Below are 20,490 nucleotides of genomic sequence, written 5' to 3'. Positions count from 1 at the left end.
AATCGGCTGCGACTCGCTTGAACGGAGTGCGTAGCGAAAGGCCCGTTTGCACTTGCCGCTGGTAGCAGAACCGCTGCCCGCCGCTTGCGACCGGCGCTGCCTCGCGTGCGCTAACTACACACGCCCCTTCCACGGCACCAGACGCCGCTCCAGCGCACGCATGCCAAGATCGAACAGCCACGCGATCAATCCGATCAGCACGATGCCCATCACCACCACGTCGGTACGCAGAAAGCTCGATGCATTGAGCACCATCTGACCGAGACCGGCGGTTGCTGCCACCATCTCGGCGGCAACCAGCGTGGTCCAGCCGAAGCCGATGGCAATCCGCAAACCCGTCAGTATCTCGGGCAACGCCGCCGGCAGAACCACAAAGCGCACGATCTGCGCGAAGCGGCCACCCAACGAATACGCCGCATGAATCTGCTCGATGGTCGCGCTGCGCACGCCGGCACGCGCCGCCATCGCAATTGGCGCGAAACAGGCGAGGTAGATCACGACGATCTTCGCCGTCTCGTCGATACCGAACCAGATCACCACGAGCGGCAGATACGCAAGCGGCGGCAACGGCCGGTAGAACTCCAGCGGCGGATCGAGCAAACCGCGTGCAACCCGGCTCACGCCCATCAAGATTCCAACCGGCACCGCCGTGACCGCGGCCAGCGCAAACGCGCCGAACACACGCAGCGCGCTCCATGCGAGATGCTCGGAGAGCGGCAAGCCGCCTTGAATGCGTCCGTGCCAGGCGTCCAGAAACGCGGCCCAAACGGCTTCGGGCGTCGGCAAAAATAGCGGCGGCAGCCAGTGCAGATGCGTGGCGAACCACCACAGCGCGGCGAGCGTCGTGACCGAAACAGCGCTCAGCGCCGCGGTCGGACCTTCGCCCGGTAAGCGCCAGCCGCGTACCGGCCGCGCTTTGCGCCGCGGCGGTTCGCCGGTTTGGGTCAGCGACACGTCGCTCAAAGATTCGCGCGAAGCCGTCACGACAACACCTCTTCCTGATCTCGCTCAGTCCGTTCGTGCAGACGGCGCACCAGCCGTTCACGCCATTCGATGAACTCCGGCGACGACTTGACCTCGCGTGCATCGCGAGTCTCAAGAAAGCGCCGCGCAAATGGCAGATCGTAGCTCTCGGCGATACGGCCCGGCCCCGGCGTCATCACGACGAGACGGGTCGCCAGAAACAAGGCTTCCTCCACGCTGTGCGTAATGAAGAACACCGTCTTGCGGGTGCGGCCCCAAACGTCCAGCACGAGTTCCTGCATCGACTCGCGCGTCATCGCATCGAGCGCGCCCATCGGTTCGTCCATCAGCAGCACTTGCGGATCGCTTGCCAGCGCGCGTGCAATGCCCACGCGCTGCTGCATGCCGCCCGACAGCGCATAGACCCGCGAGCGTGCATGCTTCTCGAGCCCGACCAACGCCAGCATCTCCAGCGCGATGCGCTCACGCTCCACCTTCGGCACACGCTGAAAACGCAAGCCAAGTGCGACGTTATCGAGCACGTCGAGCCAGGGCATCAGCGCGTACTTCTGGAACACGACACCGCGGTCCGCGCCGGGCCCAAGCACCGGCTCACCGTTCAGGCGCACCTCACCTCCGGTCGGCTGAATGAAACCGGCGATGCAGTTCAGCAAGGTGGTCTTGCCGCAACCCGACGCACCCAGCGCGACGACAAACTCACCCGGCTCGATGCGCAGATCGACGTCCGCGAGCGCGACGTGCGGCGCCGCGCCGCGCGCGCCTTCGTAGGCGACATGCAACCCTCGTATCTCAAGACCGCTCATCGCCGTGCCTCATGAAGCTGATGGATGACCATGCTCAAAAATCAATGCGCCGCACGCTGCACGAACTGCGGATCGACGCCGGTCGAGTAATCGGCCAGCACGTTCTGAATCGTGCCTTGCGTTTTCAGGAACGCAGCGGTCGCGGCGAGCGATTTAGCCGCGCCAGATTGCGCACCGCCGCCAAGCCACGCATTCGAGGCCTGCTGCGCCGGCGTCGGGAATGCATACAGTGCGAGGCTCGCCGGTACTTCCTGTGCGGTGGCGCCGGATTCCTTCGCAACCGCTTCGACCTGCGGCGATGTCGCGGTCCATGCCGACGTGTGATCGCGGTAGCTCGCGTCGGTCGCGGCCAGCACCTTCACGAAGCGCGCCACGAACTCCGCGTTCTGGCTAGCGAACTTGCGGTCGACGACGAAGCCGTCGAAAGTCGCCTTGCCCGTTTGCTGCGCAACCTGACCCGACGTGATCAGCACTTTGCCGTTTTTCTTCACCTTCGCCAGTACAGGGTCCCAGATGTAGGTCGCGTCGATGTCGCCGCGCTCCCACGCCGCCGCAACTTCAGGCGGGCGCAGATTCACGATCTTCACATCGGACGGATTCACGCCGGCGTTCTGCAAGGCGACCAATGTGTGAAAGTGCGAGGTCGACACGAACGGCACGCCAATCTTCTTGCCCTTCAAACCGGCGACACTGGTGACATTCGAACCGTCACGCGCAACCAGCGCTTCGGCATCGTTGATGTTGTCCAGAATCCAGAACAGCGAAATATCGACGCCTTGCGACAGCCCGGCTGCGATCGGACTCGATCCCGCTTCGCCAAGTTGCACCGAGCCGGATGCCAGCGCGCGAATCACGTCGGCGCCGCTACCGAGCTTGCGATAGGTGACCTTGTAGCCGGTGGCTTTTTCCACTTCGCCAGTTGCCTGCGCATAACGCCATGGCACAACCATGTCCTGATATGCGATCACGACTTCTTTGGTGTCGGCGTGTGCCGCGGAAGAAAACGACGCGGACAGCGCGAGCAGCGTAGCAAACGCGGCGAGCGGGCGAAGGAAGCGGTTCATCGGGAAGCCCCTTTAGTGTGTGTTGTCTGGGAGGCTTTCGACTATAGGGAGTTTGTCCACGGACGGTTCTAATTAATCCGCAATTGCTAATGACGCTGTTCGAGCATTGCTTTTCACGTTGAGTTGGATCGGTGTGACTGTTTTGATCGGCAGTGGATCGGTTCAAGCGGATGATGGTGGATTGGTGCGTCTCAATGCAAGCTGGCCATTCGGCGGATTGTCGCGCTTTCGCGGCAGCGGCATGATCAACGGATTACTTTCAATTCGTATTCCTATGGTCGACTTTCTTATCCGCTTGAGCTGGTTGTTCTTCAATGTGGCCGTGCCTGTATTTGCGCCGGTTGCATTGCTTCCTCTGTTGAATTTTTCGCGCTACTACCGGCACGCGGCGCGCGGTATCACGCGGCGATCCATTCAGGACGGCCAGCTTTTCTGGGTCGTCATTTCGATGTGTGCGAGCGCGTGCTACGAGATTGGTAATGCTTTGAGCGAAGCGCCGACGCACAGCACGTTAGTGCTCATGCTGGCGGCACTTCTCTGGCATGTGCTCTTCATCGTCGCAGCGTCAGTCCTGGTATGCCTGGGTGCGGCCGACGCAGCGGTTCGTCCAGCGCGTCACGCGGGAGAACAGGAGCGCGACAGTTGGTTGATGTGGTTCTCGATGCTCATAACCGTTATCGTCGCGGTCTCCTTTTCCGCATCTCATTATTCGTTTACCTAACTAAATTTGATACTCTGAGCTATACTTTTTGTCCCAGTCTCAAGGAGATCCAACATGCCCAACTTGATCGACCGCCTCATCGAAGACCGCGCACTGCGCCATCGCTTTATCCTCTTTCTCTACCCGTTCACGATCATCGGCGGAGTGATATCCGTTACTTGCAGTCTGCTCGCGCGTCATTACCGCTAGGCAACGCAGGTAGATCGCAAGGCGGAACTGCTGAACCGCTCCCCCCCGCACCCCAAAAAACAAAGCCCGCAACATGTGCGGGCTTTGCATTTTCAAACTGACAACACACTAAACCGTTTAAACCACCCCGGCTCCATGCGCCTGCAGATCGGCGTGGTAGCTCGAGCGAACCATCGCGCCCACCGCTGCGTGCGTGAAGCCCATCTTGTACGCTTCTTCCTCGTACATCTTGAACGTGTCCGGATGCACATACGAGCGCACCGGCAGATGGTGTTCCGACGGTTGCAGATACTGGCCAATCGTCAGCATGTCCACGTCGTGCTCGCGCAGATCGCGCATCACCTGCAGAATTTCTTCTTCGGTTTCGCCGAGACCGACCATCAGACCTGACTTGGTCGCGACGTCCGGGTGCAGCGCCTTGAAGTCCTTCAACAGCTTCAGCGAGTGCGCATAGTCCGAACCGGGGCGCGCTTCCTTGTACAGACGCGGCACCGTTTCGAGATTGTGGTTCATCACATCGGGCGGCGCGGCATTCAGAATGCCGATCGCGCGATCCAGACGGCCGCGGAAGTCCGGCGTCAGAATCTCAATGCGGGTTTCCGGCGACAGCTCGCGCGTCTGACGGATACATTCCACGAAGTGAGCTGCGCCACCATCGCGCAAATCGTCGCGGTCGACGCTTGTGATCACCACGTACTTCAGCTTCAACGCAGCGATGGTGCGAGCCAGGTTGCCCGGTTCATCCACATCGAGCGGATCGGGGCGGCCGTGGCCCACGTCGCAGAACGGGCAGCGGCGCGTGCACTTGTCGCCCATGATCATGAACGTCGCGGTGCCCTTGCCGAAGCATTCGCCGATGTTCGGGCAGCTCGCTTCTTCGCACACCGTGTGCAGGTTGTGCTCACGCAGAATCTGCTTGATTTCGTAGAAGCGCGAATTGCCGGTGGCCGCTTTGACGCGAATCCAGTCCGGCTTCTTCAGCTTTTCGATCGGAATGATCTTGATGGGAATACGGGCGGTTTTGGCTTGCGCTTTCTGCTTCGCGGTGGCGTCGTAGGCAGCGGCGGTGGCCGGCGCGGCATCAGGAACAGGAGAAGCTGCGAGGTTCGCGGTAACGTCAGTCATTCGTTCGGTCCAGTCAGGCGGTGAGAGCACCGGCCTGCGGTTGGGCGACGGCCGCGGGACTGCCGTCGAGGTTTGCGGTGAGACATGCTGCAAAGGTACGGGCCACGTCGTCCCAGCCTGCGGCAACGCCCAGCGTTGCCATATCGACTGTTTCGAGCCCCGCGTAGCCGCATGGGTTGATGGCCAGAAACGGCCGCAAGTCCATATTCACGTTCAGGCTCGCGCCGTGATAGCTGCAGCCGTTGCGGATTTTCAGACCCAGCGCGGCGATCTTGGCACCGGCATGCAACCCGGCGTCCGGCCCGGGCGCCACGTAGATACCGGGGGCGCCCGCCTTGCGTTCTCCGGCGAGATTATACGCCGCGAGGGTGTCGATCACGGCCTGCTCGATCCGGGTGACCATCTCGCGCACCATCAGCTTGCGCCGGCGCAGGTCCAGCAGCAGGTAGGCCACCACCTGTCCGGGTCCGTGATACGTGATCCGTCCGCCCCGGTCGACCTTGACAAGCGGAATACCGCTGTCGGCGGCCAATAGATGGGCCGGGTCGCCGGCCTGGCCGAGCGTGAATACAGGGGGATGTTCGACCAGCCAGATTTCGTCGGGGGTATCGGCGGTGCGCGCGTCAGTGAACACGCGCATCGCTTCGAAACTGGCTTTATAGGGTTCGTTGCGGAGCCAGCGCAGCGTAAGCGGCGCCGTGGCAGGCAAGGGAGACGGGGAAACCGGGGTGGCGCACATGATTTCGACAGTTTACCGAAATCTGGGAATCCCCGCCGGAACTGGCTTCGCCCGGGCGCCGCTGCGTCACTGCGAATTCACGCCGGAACGCTGTTTTGCTGCAGCGTCGTTCTGGTCAGGGCGTCTTCCAATACCGCGCTGTTCCGCCTGGAGCGCCACTCATCTCCCGCGACGCGCCTCCGCAGCACCGCAGCGCCCCTTCCGCGCTCAAACCGTGCGCCAGCCCCCACGCATCCGGGCCGCCAACCGTTCGCCGACCCGCGCGAGCCAGTTCAACGCACGTTCATCGCAGCGCGTCGGCACCGAAAACGCGACCTTCGCGTGCGTGCTGCCTTCGGCGCTCAACCACAGGCGTTCACCGCGCCGCAGCCGCAGCGTGTGCCCGGGCTGCAGCCAGTAGTCTTCGGTATCGTCGCTGCGCGTGACCCACACCGCGCCGCCGTGCACGACCAGCTTGGTGCTGCGTGCTACCTTCATAGGAATGGTTTCGCCGTTGCGGATTTCAAAGCCGATGCTAGAGGAAATTTCTCGCATGATGCCCTCGCCAAAATTCGTTTCACGACTACAATCCTAGGCGTAGCAAGGGTTTACGCAAAACGATCTATTTTCACCTTTATGTGAGAAATATTGCGATGGACCTCCGGCAATTACCTCCACTGAATGCCGTCAAGGCGTTCGAAGCCGCCGCCCGCCACGAGAGCTTCTCGCGCGCGGCGGACGAACTGTTCGTCACGCACGGCGCCGTCAGTCACCAGATTCGCGCGCTGGAGGCCGAACTGGGCATCACGCTGTTTGCCCGGGACGGCAAGCGCGTACGGCTCACGGACACGGGCCGCCGCTATGCCACGCGCGTACGCACCGCGCTGATGTCGCTTGCCGACGCCACCCGCGAAATCCGCGCCGGCGACCGCGAACGGCGCCTGGTCGTGTCCATGCTGTCCTCATTTGCCGCGCGCTGGGTGACGCCGCGCATCGGCAGCTTTATCGAGGCGCATCCCCAGTGGGACCTCGAACTGCTGTCCACCAACGCGTTAACAGACTTCGCGCGTGACGACGTCGACGTGGCGATCCGCTTCGGCTACGGCAAATATTCGGGGTTGCATGCGGAGTTGTTGCTGGAGGAGATCTTCTTTCCGGCCTGCGCGCCGAATTTCAACGGCGGCAAGCTGCCGCAAACGCCCGCCGATCTGGCTAAGGTCCCACTGCTACGCTCGGACGACGAACTCTGGCGCCCGTGGTTCGACGCCGCCGGACTCACCGATTGGCCGGAACCGAAGCGTGGCGTGTTGTATCAGGATTCGTCGAATCTGCTGCAGGCGGCCATCGACGGTCAGGGGATCGCGCTGACACGCCGTTCGCTGGCGATGCACGAGATCGCAGCAGGCCGCCTTGTGCGGCTATTCGACGTGGATGGACCCAGCCCGTGGCAGTACTACTTCATCTGCCCGCCGCAGATGCTCGAAACCGCGCGAGTCAAAGCGTTCCGCGATTGGGTATTCGAAGAAGTGGGACGGTTCAAGCAGCTTTTCGAGCGCGCTTGCGAGGAGGGACCTGGAGCAAGCGCAGATCTGGCGGCGGACGCATTGCACGTCGCGCCGTAATACGAGGCATCGTTGGAACGGCTTGCAGTGCGGGCGCCAAAGTCAGAGTCGGCGCCCGCTCGAACTGCGCTTTAAAGCACCACTTTCACCATCGGATGCCCGGTGAGCGCGCGGTAGATATCGTCGAGCTGCGCCTGGCTCGTGGCGCGCACCGTAACCGTCAAACCGGTGTAATTGCCGCCGCTGGAAGGCCGCGTTTCCACACGAGCAGGGTCGACTTCGTTATCGAACTGCCGAACCACCGTGACAATCGTCTCGGCGAACTCGGGATGCGTTTTGCCCATGATCTTGATGGGAAAATCGCACGGAAACTCAAGCAATGATTCTTTCGCGGGATTCACTTTCTACTCCTTGCTGCGCTTCTTGCGCTTCCCTGGCCTTGGCACGCTGATAGGCCGCGTACAACGCCGCAAACACCGCACCCGGCTTGCCGCTACCAACGGGCTGACCATCGAGTTGCGTGACCGGCAGCACTTCCTTGGTGGCGGAACTGACCAGAATCTCGTCAGCGGCACGCAGCTCGGCTTCGGCGATCTCGCGCGCTTCGAAGCGAATGCCGCACTCACTCGCCAGTTCCTCGATCAGACTGTAGCGAATCCCTTCGAGAATCTTGTGGCTGCGCGGCGGCGCATACAACACGCCGTCCTTCGCCATCCAGATATTCGAAGACGAACCTTCGGTCAGCATGCCGTCGCGAAACTGGATCGTCTCGAACGCGTCGTTTTCGGCCGCGTACTGAGCCATCAGAACATTGCCGAGCAGCGAGACCGATTTGATGTCGCAATTGAGCCAGCGGCGGTCTTCTGCGGTGACGCAGCGCACGCCCTGCGCGCGCTGGGCAGCATCCGGCAGGTTCAGCGGCGTGACCATCACGAACACGGTCGGCTGAACACCGGCCGGAAACGCATGACCGCGCTTCGCGACGCCCCGTGTGATCTGAACGTAGGCAATCGCGTCCTGATCGGCGCGCAGGCCCGCGTCCTTTTCATTGGCCGCGACCACGCGCTCGATCAGCTCGCGCCAACCGGCGTTGTCGAACGGATTGACGATGCCGATCTTATCGAGCGAACGCGCGAGGCGCGCCAGATGATGCCCGAAGCGAAACGCCGTACGGCCGCCCGCGTGGGGATACAACGGCGCGACTTCGTAAATCCCGTCGCCGAAAATAAAGCCACGGTCGAGAACCGGCACGCGCGCTTCGGACAAGGCCACCAGCTCGCCGTTCAGATAAACGATCGGGTCGAGCGAAACATCGGAAACAGCGGTCATCGCAATCGAACTCTTATTTCTTCTTGTTGAACATCAGCATCAGCGAATCCCACACACGGCCGACCACACCGGCCTGCGGCACGGCTTGCAACGCGACCACCGGGAATTGCGCCAGCACCTTGCCGTCGGCCACGAGCTTCGCGGTGCCGACCTGCTGACCGTTCGCGATCGGTGCGATCAGCGGATCGATCTGCTCGATCTGCGGCTTCACCTTGTCGCCCATGCCCTTCGGCACGGTAATGTATTGATCGCCCTTCACGCCGATCTGCACGGTGTCCTGCGCACCCTTGTAGACGCGCGGCGTGCCCAGTACCTGGTTCGCCTTGTACAGACGCACCGTGTCATACGCGGTGTAACCGTAGTTCAGCATCTTCAGGCTGTCCTGCACGCGGTCGTGTTCTTTGACCTCGCCCATCATTACCGAGACCAGGCGGCGCGAACCGTCGGTCGTGCCCGGCAGCGAACGCTTCGCGCTGGCGATCAGGCAATAACCGGCGGCTTGCGTGTGACCGGTCTTCAGGCCGTCCACCGTCGGATCGATCCACAGCAAACGATTGCGGTTCGGCTGCTTGATCTTGTTGTACGTGAATTCCTTGACCGAGAAAATGTTGTAGTAGTCCGGGAAATCGCGAATCAGACGGGCCGACAGCACCGCGAGGTCGCCCGCCGTGGTGTAGTGCTGCGGGTCGGGCATGCCGTTCACATCGGCGAAATGCGTGTTCTTCATGCCGAGTTTCTGCGCTTCGGTGTTCATCATGTTGACGAACTGCGACTCGCTGCCGCCCACCAGTTCGGCCAGCGCGATCGCCGCGTCGTTACCCGACTGGATAATCATGCCGTACACCAGATCGTGCACGGTCACCGGCTTGTTCGCCTCGATGAACATGCGCGACTCGTCGGTTTTCACGCGGCGCACTGCTTCGCTCGGCATCACGGTCTGGTCCATCGTGATCTTCTTCGTCTGCAGTGCTTCGAAGACGAGGTACGCGGTCATCAGCTTGGTCAGCGAGGCCGGTTCGACGCGTTCGTCGGGATTGCCCGAGGCGAGCACCTGATTGCTGGTTGCATCGACGAGCACCCACGAACGCGCATTCACCGCGGGCGGCGGCACTTGCGCGAATGCCGTGCTGGCAACGAGCGTAGCCGGCAGCACGATGCCGAGAGTCACGGCACGGCTAAGCGTAGGGGGAACGAAAGAAGAAACTGACGGGAATGACGTGCGGCCGGAGGTGGAGAAACGCATAAGGTCGATTCGTGCGGAAAAATACATCGCGCGCAGGGCGCATAGTTTGGAGGAGCCGGTCGGCGAGCGTCAGGCCGTAAAAAACGGCGCGGCGCCCATTGGACTTCCGGCCACGCGATCGGTTCGCGCAGCACGCCTCTCATCCAGCACCGCTGCGCGCGCAAAGAGGCTACGCGTCGCGCGAACTGCCGGGTGGGCGATGTGCTGCGCCCAAAAAAGAGCGCCCATTATACGCGCGCTATCCTGGTATCTTTGAGCAAAGGGCGTCGATTAATTTGCGTTTGCACGTACCTGTACCCCGGAAAACACGCGCGATGCGTCCCGCACGCGCCCGGCGTGTGCCGCGCGTGTGTCCCGCATATGCCGATTTAACGCCACGCGTCGACGATGATCCGCTTCAGGACGTGCAGCTTGCGATGCAGAAAATGCTCTGCCCCCGGAATCACGACAACGGGCAATTCCTGCGGCCGCGCCCAGTCGTAAACCGACTGAATGGGAACCGTATCGTCGGTTTCGCCGTGAATCACGAGCGTGTTTTCCGGTACCGGTGCGACTTCCCAACGGCTCGCCGCCGTGCCGACGAACACGATCCGCTCAATCGCCTGACCTTCTTCGCGCAGCTTCGCGGCCACATGCGACAGCACAAACGTGCCGAACGAAAAACCCGCCAGCACGAGGGGCAGATCGCCCTGCCCGGCTTGCGCGCGCATGTGGTCGAGCACGGCGCGCAGATCGTCGCGCTCGCCGATGCCGGCGTCATGCTCGCCTTGCGTTTCGCCGACACCCCGGAAATTCGAGCGGTACGTCACGTAGTTCAACTGCACAAGCGTGCGCGCGAGCGTCTGTGCGACCTTGTTGTCCATCGTGCCGCCGAACAGCGGATGCGGGTGCGCGACCAGCGCGATGCCGCGCGGCGCAGCGCCGTTTTCGCGCATGCCGTCGGGCAGATCCAGCGCGACCTCGATCTTGCCGACCGGGCCGTCGATCAGATATTTCTTTGTATGACCGTTCATGGCGACGCTTATTGATCGATTTTCAGACGCTCGACAATCTTGCCGTTGACAAGGTGCGAATCGACAATTTCATCGATATCGCTCTCGTCGACGTACGTGTACCAGACGCCTTCCGGATACACGACCAGCGCCGGTCCGAGTTCGCAACGCTCGAGACAGCCGGCCTTGTTGATCCGCACCTGGCCGGGGCCGGCAAGGCCGAGTTGCTTCACGCGCTTTTTCGCGTGTTCCTGCATCGCCTGCGCATTGCAATTGGCGCAGCTCGGACGCTCCGCGCCGGGATCGCGCTGATTAAGACAGAAGAAGACGTGGTACTTGTAGTAGGAGTCCATGATGTCCGGAAGGGCGAGACTGTAAGAGTGGGAATGGCGCTGGAAGCGCCACAGCGCGCCTGTTGTGCGGAAGATTATAGCGAGCGGGGCCGGCGGTCGCGCGCCCTTGCTTCATACGCGCTTCATACGTGCGTCACGCGCCGCTTGAGCCACACCTGTTCGACGAGATAGGCGAGCCACACCAGCGCCGCATACGGCCAGATCCACGCGATCCAGTGCGCGAGACCGTTGAAATGCAGATACCGGCCCTGGCGCCAGTCGGCCAGCACGGCATCGAAATAGGGATTCACCGGCAGCAGGTTGACGAACACCAGCGCCACCATGAGCGCGCAGGCCGCGAGCGCCGCACGCGACCTGCGCCGCAGGCGCAGCGCCAGGAGTGCCGCGACGGTCCCGCACACGAGTCCCGCCAGTGCGCCGGGCGTCGCCCAGTCGAATGCAAGGCCGGATTGCGACTGCAGAAAGGTCGCGCCCGCCTTGACGCACAAGGTCATGACGATAAACACCATCAACAGGCGCACGAGCGGCGCGTGGCGGCGCACGGGCAGCGAGGCCAGGGCGAGCGCGGCGAACAGGTTGAGCGTGGTAATGACGGCTTCCCAGGCGTCGTCCGGCAACCAGGCGGCAGTCAGCGCCGGCCACGCGCCGACGTGCCAGGCCGACGGCGTCCACGCAAGCAAGGCATCCTGCGTTGTCGAATCGAAACGCAGCCAAAGTTCGCGCGGCCAGTTGCCGAGACCGAAGAGGCGTGGCGCCGGGTACATCGTCGCGAACGGCCATGAGGCGACAAGGCACACGAGCGCCGCCGTGTCGCGCTCGAACCACAGCAGCCGCAGACGCCGCAGCAAGCCACGGTCGAGCAGCGCGCCAGTGGCAGGCGACATGATCGCCGCGCCGAGCAGCGCGCCAAGCGCATTGGCGGCCAGATCGAGGTTGGAGGCCACGCGCGTCGGCAGATAGGTTTGCACTGCTTCCATCACGCCCGACAGCAAGCCGCCGAGCACGAAGGCCAGGGCCACGGCCAGCGTGCCCCGCCAGCGCGGATACACCGCGAGCACCACCAGCGCGCCGAACGGCATATAGCCGAGCACGTTGGTGACGACGTCGAACGCCGTCAGGTACTGCGGCATGGGATCGAACAGATAGGCAAACGGAGCGAGGCCGAGCGAACGCCAGCCGGAAAACGGATACCACGAGCCGTAGACGATCAGCGCCGCGTACAACGCCAGTGCCTGCCGGGCGAGCGCCGAAGGACGGCGCTGCCAGGGTTTAACGCTCATGCAGCGCTCCGAAGCGTGCGCTGCAGCCCGCTCATTGCGCGGCGACCAGCGCCTGCGCGCCGAGCCACGCGCTGATCTGCGAGACGAGGTCGTCGCTGGCGGCGGCGAGCGCCTGTGCACCGCCGGCGGCGTCCGCCGAACTGGACGGCGCGCGCGCAATGAAGGTGCGCTGGCCGATCACCTTGCCGTTTTGCGTCAGCGTGGCGCGCGCCGTGATTGCAGCGTGGCTTTCCGACTGGCTATCGAAAACCTGCTCGAACTCGCTCAGATCGACCTTCAACACCGGAGCGCGCACGCCGTCCGCACCGGTCAGCACAGTGCCGCGCGAACTGAGCGCGCTGCGCAGCCGCTGCGTCAGCAACTGCGAGGGCGCCATGGTCCAGTGGCTATTCGCGTACGACGCGGTCTGCTGCGCGTCGGCGTAGCTGAGCCGGTAAATCAGCTTGTCGGACTCGAGCGTGTCGGGCGCGGTGACGTCGAGCACCTTCACGGCCGGCTGAATGCCGGCCGAGGCGGCCGGGTTCGGCGGCCCGAGGTCGTAACGGATGTCCGAGATCGCCGCGGGATTTCCTGCGCATCCCGCAGCCAGCACGCCGAACGCGAGCAGCATCGCAAGCGCGCTGCTCGAGGACAACAATCGGTGAGTCAAGCGATGAGCCAAGCGTGACATGACAATCTTCCTTTCTTCAAACCTTCAATTCATTTGGCAGCGGGCGCCGCGGCGCGGGCGGCAGGCCACGAGAAACCCGCCTCGCCAGGACCCGGCGCCGCGCTCGGCGCACCGAACAGCACACTGCGCGGATTGGTGCTGAACGTATCGGCCGCGCGATCCACGGAACGGGCTGCGGAGCGCACGTCTTCAGCGAGCGAATTAACGCGTGGCAGCGTGTCGTACCCGACGCGCGCCGACAACTCCTGGATCGAGCTATCCATCGACACCAGCGCATCGCCCGCCTGCTGCGCCGCCGTGCCGACCTTGTTCAGGTTGGTCTCGAACGGCCCGTCCGGGCGGTTCAGACTGGTGATCAACTGATTGGTCGACGCCAGCGTGCGATCCAGTGCGTTGATCGTGGCGGGCAGCTTGCCGGCTGCCGGCGCCATCTGCTGGGTCAGCGTGGAGACGCCGTCAGCGGCCTTCTGAATACTCGCCGCCGTGCCTTGCAACTGGTTGACCATTTCCGGCGACAACAGATTGTCGACGTCGTCGGTGACTTTTTCGAGTTTGCGCAACAAGATGTCGCCGCGCTGCTGCAACTGATCGAGCAAGCCCGGACGCATCGGCAATTGCGCCACGTCTTTCGGCGACGACGCGAGCGGTGTCGGATCGCGCCCATTGTCATCCAGCTGGATAAAGGCGATACCCGTCACGCCCTGGAAACCCAGGCTGCCGAACGTGGAGTGCGTAATCGGCGCGTGCGTGTCGACGAGAATGCGGATCAGAATTTGTCCCGGATGATCCCGATCGAATTTGATCGACTGCACCTTGCCGACGTCGAGCCCGCGATAGCGCACCGCCGCGTCGGTATACAGCCCCGTCACATTGGTGCGCGCAATCAGATCGTACGGCACCCGCACGGACCGGTCGACGTTGAACAAAAAAGCCGCCACCGCGATCGCAGCCAGCAGGGCCACCGTGAAGATCCCTGCCCAGAAGGCATGTGATTTATTTTCCATTGTCAGGTTCCCTGGTTCACAGCGGCAATTCGGACGATGCCGATTCGAGCGCGGCGCGCGGCAATTTCGCGCGGCGTTCCGGCGGCAGCGCCTGCAGCGCGCGACGCCCGCGCAGGCCGAGGAAATATTCGCGGATAAAAGGATGATCGACGCCCGCCGCCTCTTCGACCGGCGCAGCGACCAGCACCTTGCGATCCGCCAGCACGGCGACGCGGGTGGACAGCGCGATCATCGTGTCGAGATCGTGCGTGACCATCACCACCGTCAGCCCGAGCGCGCGATGCAGCGAGGAGATCAGCTCGACGAATTCATCCGACGCCTGCGGATCGAGGCCGGCCGTCGGTTCGTCGAGAAATAGCAACTCCGGTTCGAGCGCGATCGCGCGCGCGATCCCCACGCGCTTGATCATGCCGCCCGACAGCGCCGACGGCATCTTCGACGCGTGCTTGCACGGCAGGCCGACCATCTCGAGCTTGAGCATCACGATGTCGCGCAGCAAATCTGCGGGCACCTTGCCGAGTTCGCGCAAGGGCTGCGCGACGTTGTCGAACACCGAGAGCGACGAGAACAACGCGCCGCGCTGAAACAGCATTCCGGAGCGGCTGCGCATGAGCAGCGCGGTCTCAGGCGAAATAGTGGCAATGTCCTGACCAAACAGCTTGATGGTTCCCGACGAAGGCCGCTCCAGGCCGAGAATCTGCCGCACCAGCGTGGTCTTGCCCGAGCCCGATCCGCCGACGATCGAGACGATCTCGCCGCGCCGCACGTCGAAATTCAGATGCTGATGCACGATGTTGCGGCCGTAGCGCTTGGTGATGTCGATCACCTCGATCACCGGCTCCGCGATCTCGGGCATCGGTTGGCCGCGTACGGCCTGGGTGAGTGGCGCGATCATCCGAGCCCCACGTTCTGGAAGAGGATCGCGAACACCGCGTCCGCGAGAATCACGATGGTGATCGAGGTCACCACCGAGGTCGTCGTGCCTTCGCCGAGGCTTTGCGAATTGGCCTTGATACGGAAACCGAAGTGACAGCCGACGATCGCGATCAGCATGCCGAACGCGACGCCCTTGCCGAGGCCGATCCACAGATTCGCAACCGGCACGACGCCGGGCAATGCGCGCGCGAAGTAGCTCATGTCGATACCGAGCACGATCTTCGCGGCGAGCGCGCCGCCCGTCAACGCGATGATATTGGTCCACATCACGAGAAGCGGCATAGCCACGCCAAGCGCGAGCACGCGCGGCAGGATCAGCCGCAGCCCATGCGGGATGCCCATCACGCGCATGGCGTCGAGTTCTTCGGTGACGCGCATCACGCCGATCTGCGCGGTAATCGCCGAGCCCGAGCGGCCCGCCACCAGAATCGCCGACAGCACCGGCCCCAGTTCGCGAATCACCGACAAACCAAGAATATTGACGATGTACTGATTCGCGCCAAAAAGCCGCAGTTGCTGCGCCGACAGATAGCTCAGCACGATGCCGATCAGAAACGCGACCAGCGCGGTGATCGGCAACGCCTTGGTGCCGGCGTTATAAATGTTGGCCGAGATTTCGGTCCACGGCGTGATTTTCGGTTTGCGCACGATCGCGAGGAGATCGAGCACAACCTGCCCGAACATGCCGAATCCGCCGTACAGATGTTCGAAGAACGAAAAGATTGCGAGGCCCAGCCGGGTGAACGGGTCGAACTTGACCACCGGCTCGGCCTTTTCGCGCACTGTGTCGAGTAGCGCGATGCGCTCGAAAATGTCGCGTTGCGTATCGGTGAGCGTGGTGTCCGGGGGCATCTTGTGGCCCCACACGCGCCACAACGCCTGACCGCCGACGTGGTCCATCCGGTCGATACGCGACAGATCCCACTGGCGGATGCCTTCAGCACCGACCAGCGAACGCAACAGCGGAATCACGTGGCCAGTGGCCTTGTCGCGCGCGAGCGCGAGCGCCGTCCACTGGCCCGAGAGCCGGACGATCTTGCCTTGGCTGCCTGCCGCGACTTCAAGGCCGGGCGGAGTGTCGTAGTTCAAGGATCGCTGCAATCTGGTTATCGGATTAAGGGCCATTGTAGCGAACGCGCGGCGGATGAACCGTGCTCGCAGGCTCGCAGCGTTCGCTGTCGCTACAATATGAGGCATGAACGCTTCCAAGACCCCACCCCAAGCCGCTGCGGCGTCCGACTGGCGCATCGACCGCGAGCGCGCCGTCGCGCTATTCGGTCCGCATGCGCATGACTGGCCGATCGAAATCGTCGAGGAAACCGGCTCGACCAACGCCGACCTGATGACGCGCGTCAAAGCATTGCCGCGCAAAGCCAACGCGCTGCCACGGCCGATCGTGCGGGTCGCGTATCTGCAAACCGCGGGCCGCGGCCGCCGTGGCCGCCCATGGTATGCCGAGCCGGGCAATGCGCTGCTGTTTTCGGTGGCATGCGTGCTGCCGCGCCCGCTCGAAGGGCTGGCAGGCTTGAGTCTCGCGGTGGGCGTGGCGTTGGTCGACGGTCTGCGCTCGTTGCCGGTGGCGGGGCCAGGACAGATCGCGCTGAAGTGGCCTAACGACGTGCTGCTCGAAGGCGACAAGCTGGCCGGCATCCTGATCGAAACCGCGTGGAGCACGGATGACGCGAGCGCCGTGGTGATCGGCATCGGCACCAATGTGAAGGGCGCGGACGAGCTCGCCGCCAAGGTCGGCGCACTGAACGCGGATGTGCCGGCGCAAGCGCGCGGCACCGTGCCGACCGCGCTGCAACGCGCGCTGCCGAATGCGAACCTCACCGATACGCTGGCGGCGGAGCTGAATGCGCTCGAACCCGCGTTGCAGCGCTTTGGCGCCGAAGGCTTCGCGCCGTTCCAGGCGCGCTGGAACGCCGTGCACGCCTACGCGGGCCGGGAAGTCGTTTTGCTGGAGCAAGGTAAAGAACTGGCGCGCGGCGTGGCTGCGGGCGTGGACGAGCGCGGACAACTGCTGCTCAACACGGCGGCGGGCCGTCTGACCGTCGCGACCGGTGACGTCTCGCTGCGTCTGGCCGACGGTGCTGCATGACGAGCGGCGCGCCTTATCTGTTGATCGACGCGGGCAATAGCCGCGTCAAGTGGGCGCTGGTGCAGCCGGACGGTACGCAGATCGCCGCCGGCGCGCTCGCGCACGGCGGTACTGATGCTGATGCTGATCAACCCGACTGGTCGAATTTGCCGGTGCCGGGCGGCGCATGGTTATCGAACGTCGCCGGCGAAAGTGTCGCGGCACGAATTGCCGCACTACTCGGCGCTCACTGGCCGCAACTGCCGCTCACGACGATCCGCGCCTCTGCGCACCAATGCGGCGTGACCAATAGCTACACGACACCACATGCGCTCGGCAGCGACCGCTGGGCCGGGCTGATTGGAGCGCACGCGGCGTTTCCCGGCGAGAATCTGCTCATTGCGACGTTCGGCACGGCGACCACGCTTGAAGCGTTGCGCGCGGACGGCTGCTTTGTCGGCGGGCTGATTGCGCCGGGCTGGACCTTGATGATGCGTTCGCTAGGCGAGCACACGGCGCAACTACCGACGCTCGACGCCAACGCGGCGCGCGGCTTGCTCGACGCAGGCGCCCCGTCTGATCGCGAGCGCCGCGGCCCGTTCTTCGCGACGGACACGCCACGCTCGTTATCGGCCGGATGCACGTTGGCGCAAGCCGGTTTGATCGAGCGCATGTGGCGTGACTTGCAGGACGAATGGCAGGTGCCGGTGCGTCTGGTGGTGAGCGGCGGCGCGGTGGACGAAGTGACAAGTGCATTAAAAGTGCCGCATACTCGCCACGATTCGCTGGTGCTGTCCGGACTTGCGCTGATTGCTGCCGAACGCGCAGCAGAACGCGACGCCTGAGCCGCGACCTTTCGGATCACGGCGGAATAGTGTTGGAATAGCGGCGAGATAACGGTGGCTGAACTTATGGACGGGGAATACTAACGATGCTGCGCTGGCTGATCGCCATATTATTTCTTGCCAACATGCTGGCATTCGTCGCAGTACGCGGCGTGTTCGGCCCGGCGCCCACAGCCGGCGGCCGCGAGCCGAACCATCTGAATCGCCAGTTCCACGCGGAGTGGTTGAAGGTGCGCCCCGTCACGGCTGCCGAAGCCGCCGATCAGGCGGTGGTAGGCGGTCCGGCACCGGTGGCGCCGATAGCGGCATCGGCGTTGCCGCAGTAAAGGCGACGGAGGGTGCTAGAGGCACTGCCACACGCCTACATCCCACGCGATATCGGCGAATAGAAAAAGGCGCCGCGCACGCAAAAACATCAGCCTTGCGCTCGAACCTTCTTCAGCAGTGCGGTGGTCGAGCGGTCGTGCTCGAAGGGAATTGCCAAAGCCTTACCGCCCCAGCCACGCACAATGGCCGATTCAGGTAAAGCATCCATATCGTAGTCGCCACCTTTGACGAGCACATCGGGCCGCAGTGCCGAGATCAGCTCCACAGGCGTTTTCTCGCCAAAACAAACCACATAATCGACGCTCTCCAGCGCCGCCAGCAACGCCATCCGATCAGACTCGTTATTGATCGGCCGGTCATCCCCCTTGCCTAGCATGCGCACGGAAGCATCGCTATTGACGCCGACAATCAGGCAAGCGCCGAGCGCTTTGGCATCGGCAAGATAAGTCACATGCCCGCGATGCAGGATGTCGAACACCCCGTTGGTAAATACAACCGGCGCGGACATCGAAGCACGAAGCTTCACTAGCGCATCGCGCGTCAACATCTTGCGTTCAAAGGTGGCAGCCATAACGGAATCGCAAAGAAAAGAGAAGTGCCGCCACGATACACGGCGAACGGCATGAAGCAAAACGGCCCAGCAAGCTCACGCCTGCCGGGCCGTTCTTAAAAACCTTAACCGGTTCGCGGTGCTAACGCCGGATCGAACCCAAACCCGCGAACCCAAACCCGCGGACTCAAGCCCTCAACCCTGGATCAGCAGACTTAAGCCAACGGCTCAACCTGCGAGCCGGAACCCATCATGCCGGCTGTTCAGCCGACTTCTGATCGGCTTGCAAGCGCGCGACGACTTCCTTGCGGTAACGGTTCAATTCCTGCGCCGTATTGAACGTGCGCTCGAACAGAATCGACAGGTTGTGCAGAATCCGCTCGACCACCTTCTTTTCCCAGCCGTCGTCGAAACGGATCTGCTCGTCGAGCCAGCGCTCGAGCCATTCCGGATCCGGCAGACGCGATTGAATCGTGTCGCGCGGGAACAGCGCCTGATTCACGTGCAGGTTGGTCGGATGCAGCGGCTTTTCCGTGCGGCGCGCCGATGCCATCAGAACGCCGATCTTGGCGAACGCAGCACGCGCGATGTCGCCGGTTTGCACCATCGCTTTCTTCATGTAGCGCAGGTACGCGCCGCCATGACGCGCTTCGTCGCGCGAAATGGTTTCGTAGATGGCCTTGATGACCGGCTCGGTGTGCCATTCGGCAGCACGGCGATACCAGTGATTCAGACGGATTTCGCCGCAGAAGTGCAGCATCAGCGTTTCGAGCGGCGGCGCCGGGTCGAATTCGAAGCGCACCGCATGCAGTTCCTCTTCGGTTGGGCACATTTCCGGCTTGAAACGCCGCAGATATTCCATCAACACCAGCGAATGCTTCTGTTCTTCGAAGAACCACACGCTCATGAATGCGGAGAAATCGCTGTCGTGATGGTTGTCACGCAGGAACATTTCCGTGGCGGGCAACGCCGACCATTCGGTGATCGCATTCATCTTGATCGTCGCAGCCTGCTCGTCGGTCAATAGCGATGCATCGAACTTGTCCCAGGGAATGTCTTTCTCCATGTCCCATCGAACGGATTCGAGCGATTTATAAAGTTCCGGATAAAGCATGGTGTTCATAGTCCCACCCCTGTTCTGCGCATACTGTCTGTGTCTGTAACTACTACGTGTAGCACTTTTGCTTATGACGAACGAAACGCACCGTTTGGGGTATCGTTTATCGGCCAAGCATTCAATTTTACGCGGTAATCCGCCGCCTAGATGCACCGGGCAGCAAAGAAGTCCAGGCGATTGCGCGGCGCTGCTAACCAGAAGTTACGCGCTACGCGGCCAACCGTGGGTGAGGGATACCCTATGCCTGAGGTCGAGCCAGTCTGCGATGAATCCGCACCGTCCAGCCCTGCGCCGGTGGTACCGGCGACGAATGGAGCAAGGGCGGCCGGATTGGTTGTTTTCAGCGCACGCCCAAAAGCCAAATGAAGCTTACACAATGATAGCACGCTGAATTTACGGTTCCCGTACCTTAGGAGACGCAAATCCGGTGCCTGATTGATCACTCTCAATAAATCAGCCGATTCGCGAAGTGTGGCCGACGATCGGGGTCAAAACCATGACAGGTGCGAATTCACCTGGTTTGGCTCGCCGGCCTGTCTGGCTTTGCGCCCTTTGCCCCCTCGTCGCACGGGTCGCGCTGCCCGGTTCCCTTCCTGCC

24 protein-coding genes are annotated in these 20,490 nt (G+C 62.8%); 6 read left to right on the top strand and 18 right to left on the bottom strand.

All coding sequences use genetic code 11. The features are described 5' to 3' along the window. Positions 1-114 precede the first annotated feature (114 nt). From ACOSV0_RS01545 to tauA, 3 genes are read right to left on the bottom strand one after another with little or no spacing between them, the layout of a single operon-like run. A complete protein-coding gene (locus ACOSV0_RS01545) occupies positions 115-948 on the bottom strand; it encodes an ABC transporter permease subunit (RefSeq protein ID WP_434110364.1) in 834 nt (277 codons plus the stop codon). Positions 949-980: 32 nt separating this feature from the next. After that, positions 981-1,787, bottom strand: a complete 807-nt coding sequence (locus ACOSV0_RS01540; protein WP_434108271.1) for a taurine ABC transporter ATP-binding protein — start codon at positions 1,785-1,787, stop codon at positions 981-983. Positions 1,788-1,828: 41 nt separating this feature from the next. Then, the gene (tauA, locus tag ACOSV0_RS01535) at positions 1,829-2,851 is read right to left on the bottom strand and encodes a taurine ABC transporter substrate-binding protein (protein ID WP_434108270.1); all 1,023 of its coding nucleotides are present in this window, start codon (positions 2,849-2,851) and stop codon (positions 1,829-1,831) included. Between the two features lie 133 nt (positions 2,852-2,984). On the opposite strand from tauA, the gene ACOSV0_RS01530 reads away from it, so the two are divergent. Beyond that, positions 2,985-3,572, top strand: coding sequence for a hypothetical protein (locus tag ACOSV0_RS01530; RefSeq protein WP_434108269.1), 588 nt, complete (start codon positions 2,985-2,987; stop codon positions 3,570-3,572). A 54-nt stretch (positions 3,573-3,626) separates the two neighbouring features. After that, on the top strand, positions 3,627-3,761 hold the full coding sequence (locus ACOSV0_RS01525; RefSeq protein ID WP_281370241.1) for a hypothetical protein: 135 nt from the start codon (positions 3,627-3,629) through the stop codon (positions 3,759-3,761). A 117-nt stretch (positions 3,762-3,878) separates the two neighbouring features. Here the strand turns inward: ACOSV0_RS01525 and lipA are convergent, their stop codons facing one another. From lipA to ACOSV0_RS01510, 3 genes are all read right to left on the bottom strand, one after another. Then, positions 3,879-4,886 carry a lipoyl synthase gene (gene lipA, locus ACOSV0_RS01520; protein WP_434108268.1) on the bottom strand — a complete coding sequence of 336 codons (1,008 nt, stop codon included), beginning with the start codon at positions 4,884-4,886 and terminating at the stop codon, positions 3,879-3,881. A 13-nt stretch (positions 4,887-4,899) separates the two neighbouring features. Continuing rightward, a complete protein-coding gene (lipB, locus tag ACOSV0_RS01515) occupies positions 4,900-5,625 on the bottom strand; it encodes a lipoyl(octanoyl) transferase LipB (protein WP_434108267.1) in 726 nt (241 codons plus the stop codon). A 207-nt stretch (positions 5,626-5,832) separates the two neighbouring features. Continuing rightward, positions 5,833-6,159, bottom strand: a complete 327-nt coding sequence (locus ACOSV0_RS01510) for a DUF2917 domain-containing protein (protein WP_093645639.1) — start codon at positions 6,157-6,159, stop codon at positions 5,833-5,835. A gap of 98 nt (positions 6,160-6,257) precedes the next feature. On the opposite strand from ACOSV0_RS01510, the gene ACOSV0_RS01505 reads away from it, so the two are divergent. Then, positions 6,258-7,226, top strand: coding sequence for a transcriptional regulator GcvA (locus tag ACOSV0_RS01505; protein WP_434108266.1), 969 nt, complete (start codon positions 6,258-6,260; stop codon positions 7,224-7,226). Between the two features lie 71 nt (positions 7,227-7,297). Here the strand turns inward: ACOSV0_RS01505 and ACOSV0_RS01500 are convergent, their stop codons facing one another. The 10 genes from ACOSV0_RS01500 to ACOSV0_RS01455 all read right to left on the bottom strand — a co-directional run bounded on the left by ACOSV0_RS01500 (position 7,298) and on the right by ACOSV0_RS01455 (position 16,062). Then, positions 7,298-7,567 (bottom strand): DUF493 family protein, encoded by a 270-nt coding sequence (locus tag ACOSV0_RS01500; RefSeq protein ID WP_434108265.1) that lies wholly within the window; start codon positions 7,565-7,567, stop codon positions 7,298-7,300. Then, entirely contained in the window at positions 7,539-8,495 is a 957-nt protein-coding gene (locus ACOSV0_RS01495; protein ID WP_434108263.1) for a D-amino acid aminotransferase, read from the bottom strand. The genes ACOSV0_RS01500 and ACOSV0_RS01495 overlap by 29 nt, the downstream gene beginning before the upstream one ends. A gap of 13 nt (positions 8,496-8,508) precedes the next feature. Next, complete coding sequence (locus ACOSV0_RS01490) at positions 8,509-9,738, bottom strand: D-alanyl-D-alanine carboxypeptidase family protein (protein WP_434108261.1); 1,230 nt, start codon at positions 9,736-9,738, stop codon at positions 8,509-8,511. A gap of 368 nt (positions 9,739-10,106) precedes the next feature. Next, positions 10,107-10,751, bottom strand: coding sequence for an alpha/beta hydrolase (locus ACOSV0_RS01485; protein ID WP_434108260.1), 645 nt, complete (start codon positions 10,749-10,751; stop codon positions 10,107-10,109). Positions 10,752-10,759: 8 nt separating this feature from the next. Continuing rightward, a complete protein-coding gene (locus ACOSV0_RS01480) occupies positions 10,760-11,083 on the bottom strand; it encodes a (2Fe-2S) ferredoxin domain-containing protein (RefSeq protein WP_097391070.1) in 324 nt (107 codons plus the stop codon). 122 nt (positions 11,084-11,205) lie between these two features. Then, positions 11,206-12,363 carry a VanZ family protein gene (locus tag ACOSV0_RS01475; protein ID WP_434108259.1) on the bottom strand — a complete coding sequence of 386 codons (1,158 nt, stop codon included), beginning with the start codon at positions 12,361-12,363 and terminating at the stop codon, positions 11,206-11,208. Positions 12,364-12,394: 31 nt separating this feature from the next. Next, on the bottom strand, positions 12,395-13,033 hold the full coding sequence (locus ACOSV0_RS01470) for an ABC-type transport auxiliary lipoprotein family protein (protein WP_434108258.1): 639 nt from the start codon (positions 13,031-13,033) through the stop codon (positions 12,395-12,397). Positions 13,034-13,062: 29 nt separating this feature from the next. Beyond that, a complete protein-coding gene (locus ACOSV0_RS01465) occupies positions 13,063-14,037 on the bottom strand; it encodes an MlaD family protein (protein ID WP_434108257.1) in 975 nt (324 codons plus the stop codon). Positions 14,038-14,053: 16 nt separating this feature from the next. Then, a complete protein-coding gene (locus tag ACOSV0_RS01460; RefSeq protein ID WP_434108256.1) occupies positions 14,054-14,932 on the bottom strand; it encodes an ABC transporter ATP-binding protein in 879 nt (292 codons plus the stop codon). Further along, positions 14,929-16,062 (bottom strand): MlaE family ABC transporter permease, encoded by a 1,134-nt coding sequence (locus tag ACOSV0_RS01455; RefSeq protein ID WP_434108255.1) that lies wholly within the window; start codon positions 16,060-16,062, stop codon positions 14,929-14,931. Before ACOSV0_RS01455 ends, ACOSV0_RS01460 begins: the two co-directional genes overlap by 4 nt. 106 nt (positions 16,063-16,168) lie before the next feature. Between ACOSV0_RS01455 and ACOSV0_RS01450 the strand changes: the two genes are divergently transcribed. The 3 genes from ACOSV0_RS01450 (at position 16,169) to ACOSV0_RS01440 (ending at position 18,224) form a co-directional block, all read left to right on the top strand. Further along, complete coding sequence (locus ACOSV0_RS01450) at positions 16,169-17,074, top strand: biotin--[acetyl-CoA-carboxylase] ligase (RefSeq protein ID WP_434108253.1); 906 nt, start codon at positions 16,169-16,171, stop codon at positions 17,072-17,074. Next, a complete protein-coding gene (locus ACOSV0_RS01445; protein ID WP_434108251.1) occupies positions 17,071-17,898 on the top strand; it encodes a type III pantothenate kinase in 828 nt (275 codons plus the stop codon). The genes ACOSV0_RS01450 and ACOSV0_RS01445 overlap by 4 nt, the downstream gene beginning before the upstream one ends. 86 nt (positions 17,899-17,984) lie before the next feature. Next, positions 17,985-18,224 carry a hypothetical protein gene (locus ACOSV0_RS01440; RefSeq protein ID WP_434108250.1) on the top strand — a complete coding sequence of 80 codons (240 nt, stop codon included), beginning with the start codon at positions 17,985-17,987 and terminating at the stop codon, positions 18,222-18,224. 89 nt (positions 18,225-18,313) lie between these two features. Here ACOSV0_RS01440 and rfaE2 read toward each other — a convergent pair whose 3' ends face one another. Further along, complete coding sequence (rfaE2, locus tag ACOSV0_RS01435) at positions 18,314-18,796, bottom strand: D-glycero-beta-D-manno-heptose 1-phosphate adenylyltransferase (protein ID WP_408214272.1); 483 nt, start codon at positions 18,794-18,796, stop codon at positions 18,314-18,316. 229 nt (positions 18,797-19,025) lie between these two features. Beyond that, positions 19,026-19,898, bottom strand: a complete 873-nt coding sequence (locus ACOSV0_RS01430; protein WP_028198988.1) for a ferritin — start codon at positions 19,896-19,898, stop codon at positions 19,026-19,028. Between the last annotated feature and the right edge of the window lie 592 nt (positions 19,899-20,490).

It is taken from the genome of Paraburkholderia caffeinilytica, from assembly GCF_051027425.1.
GTDB lineage: Bacteria > Pseudomonadota > Gammaproteobacteria > Burkholderiales > Burkholderiaceae > Paraburkholderia > Paraburkholderia caffeinilytica_A.
Note: the sequence above shows the minus strand (reverse complement) of the source record. Positions and strands in the feature narration are given on the sequence as shown.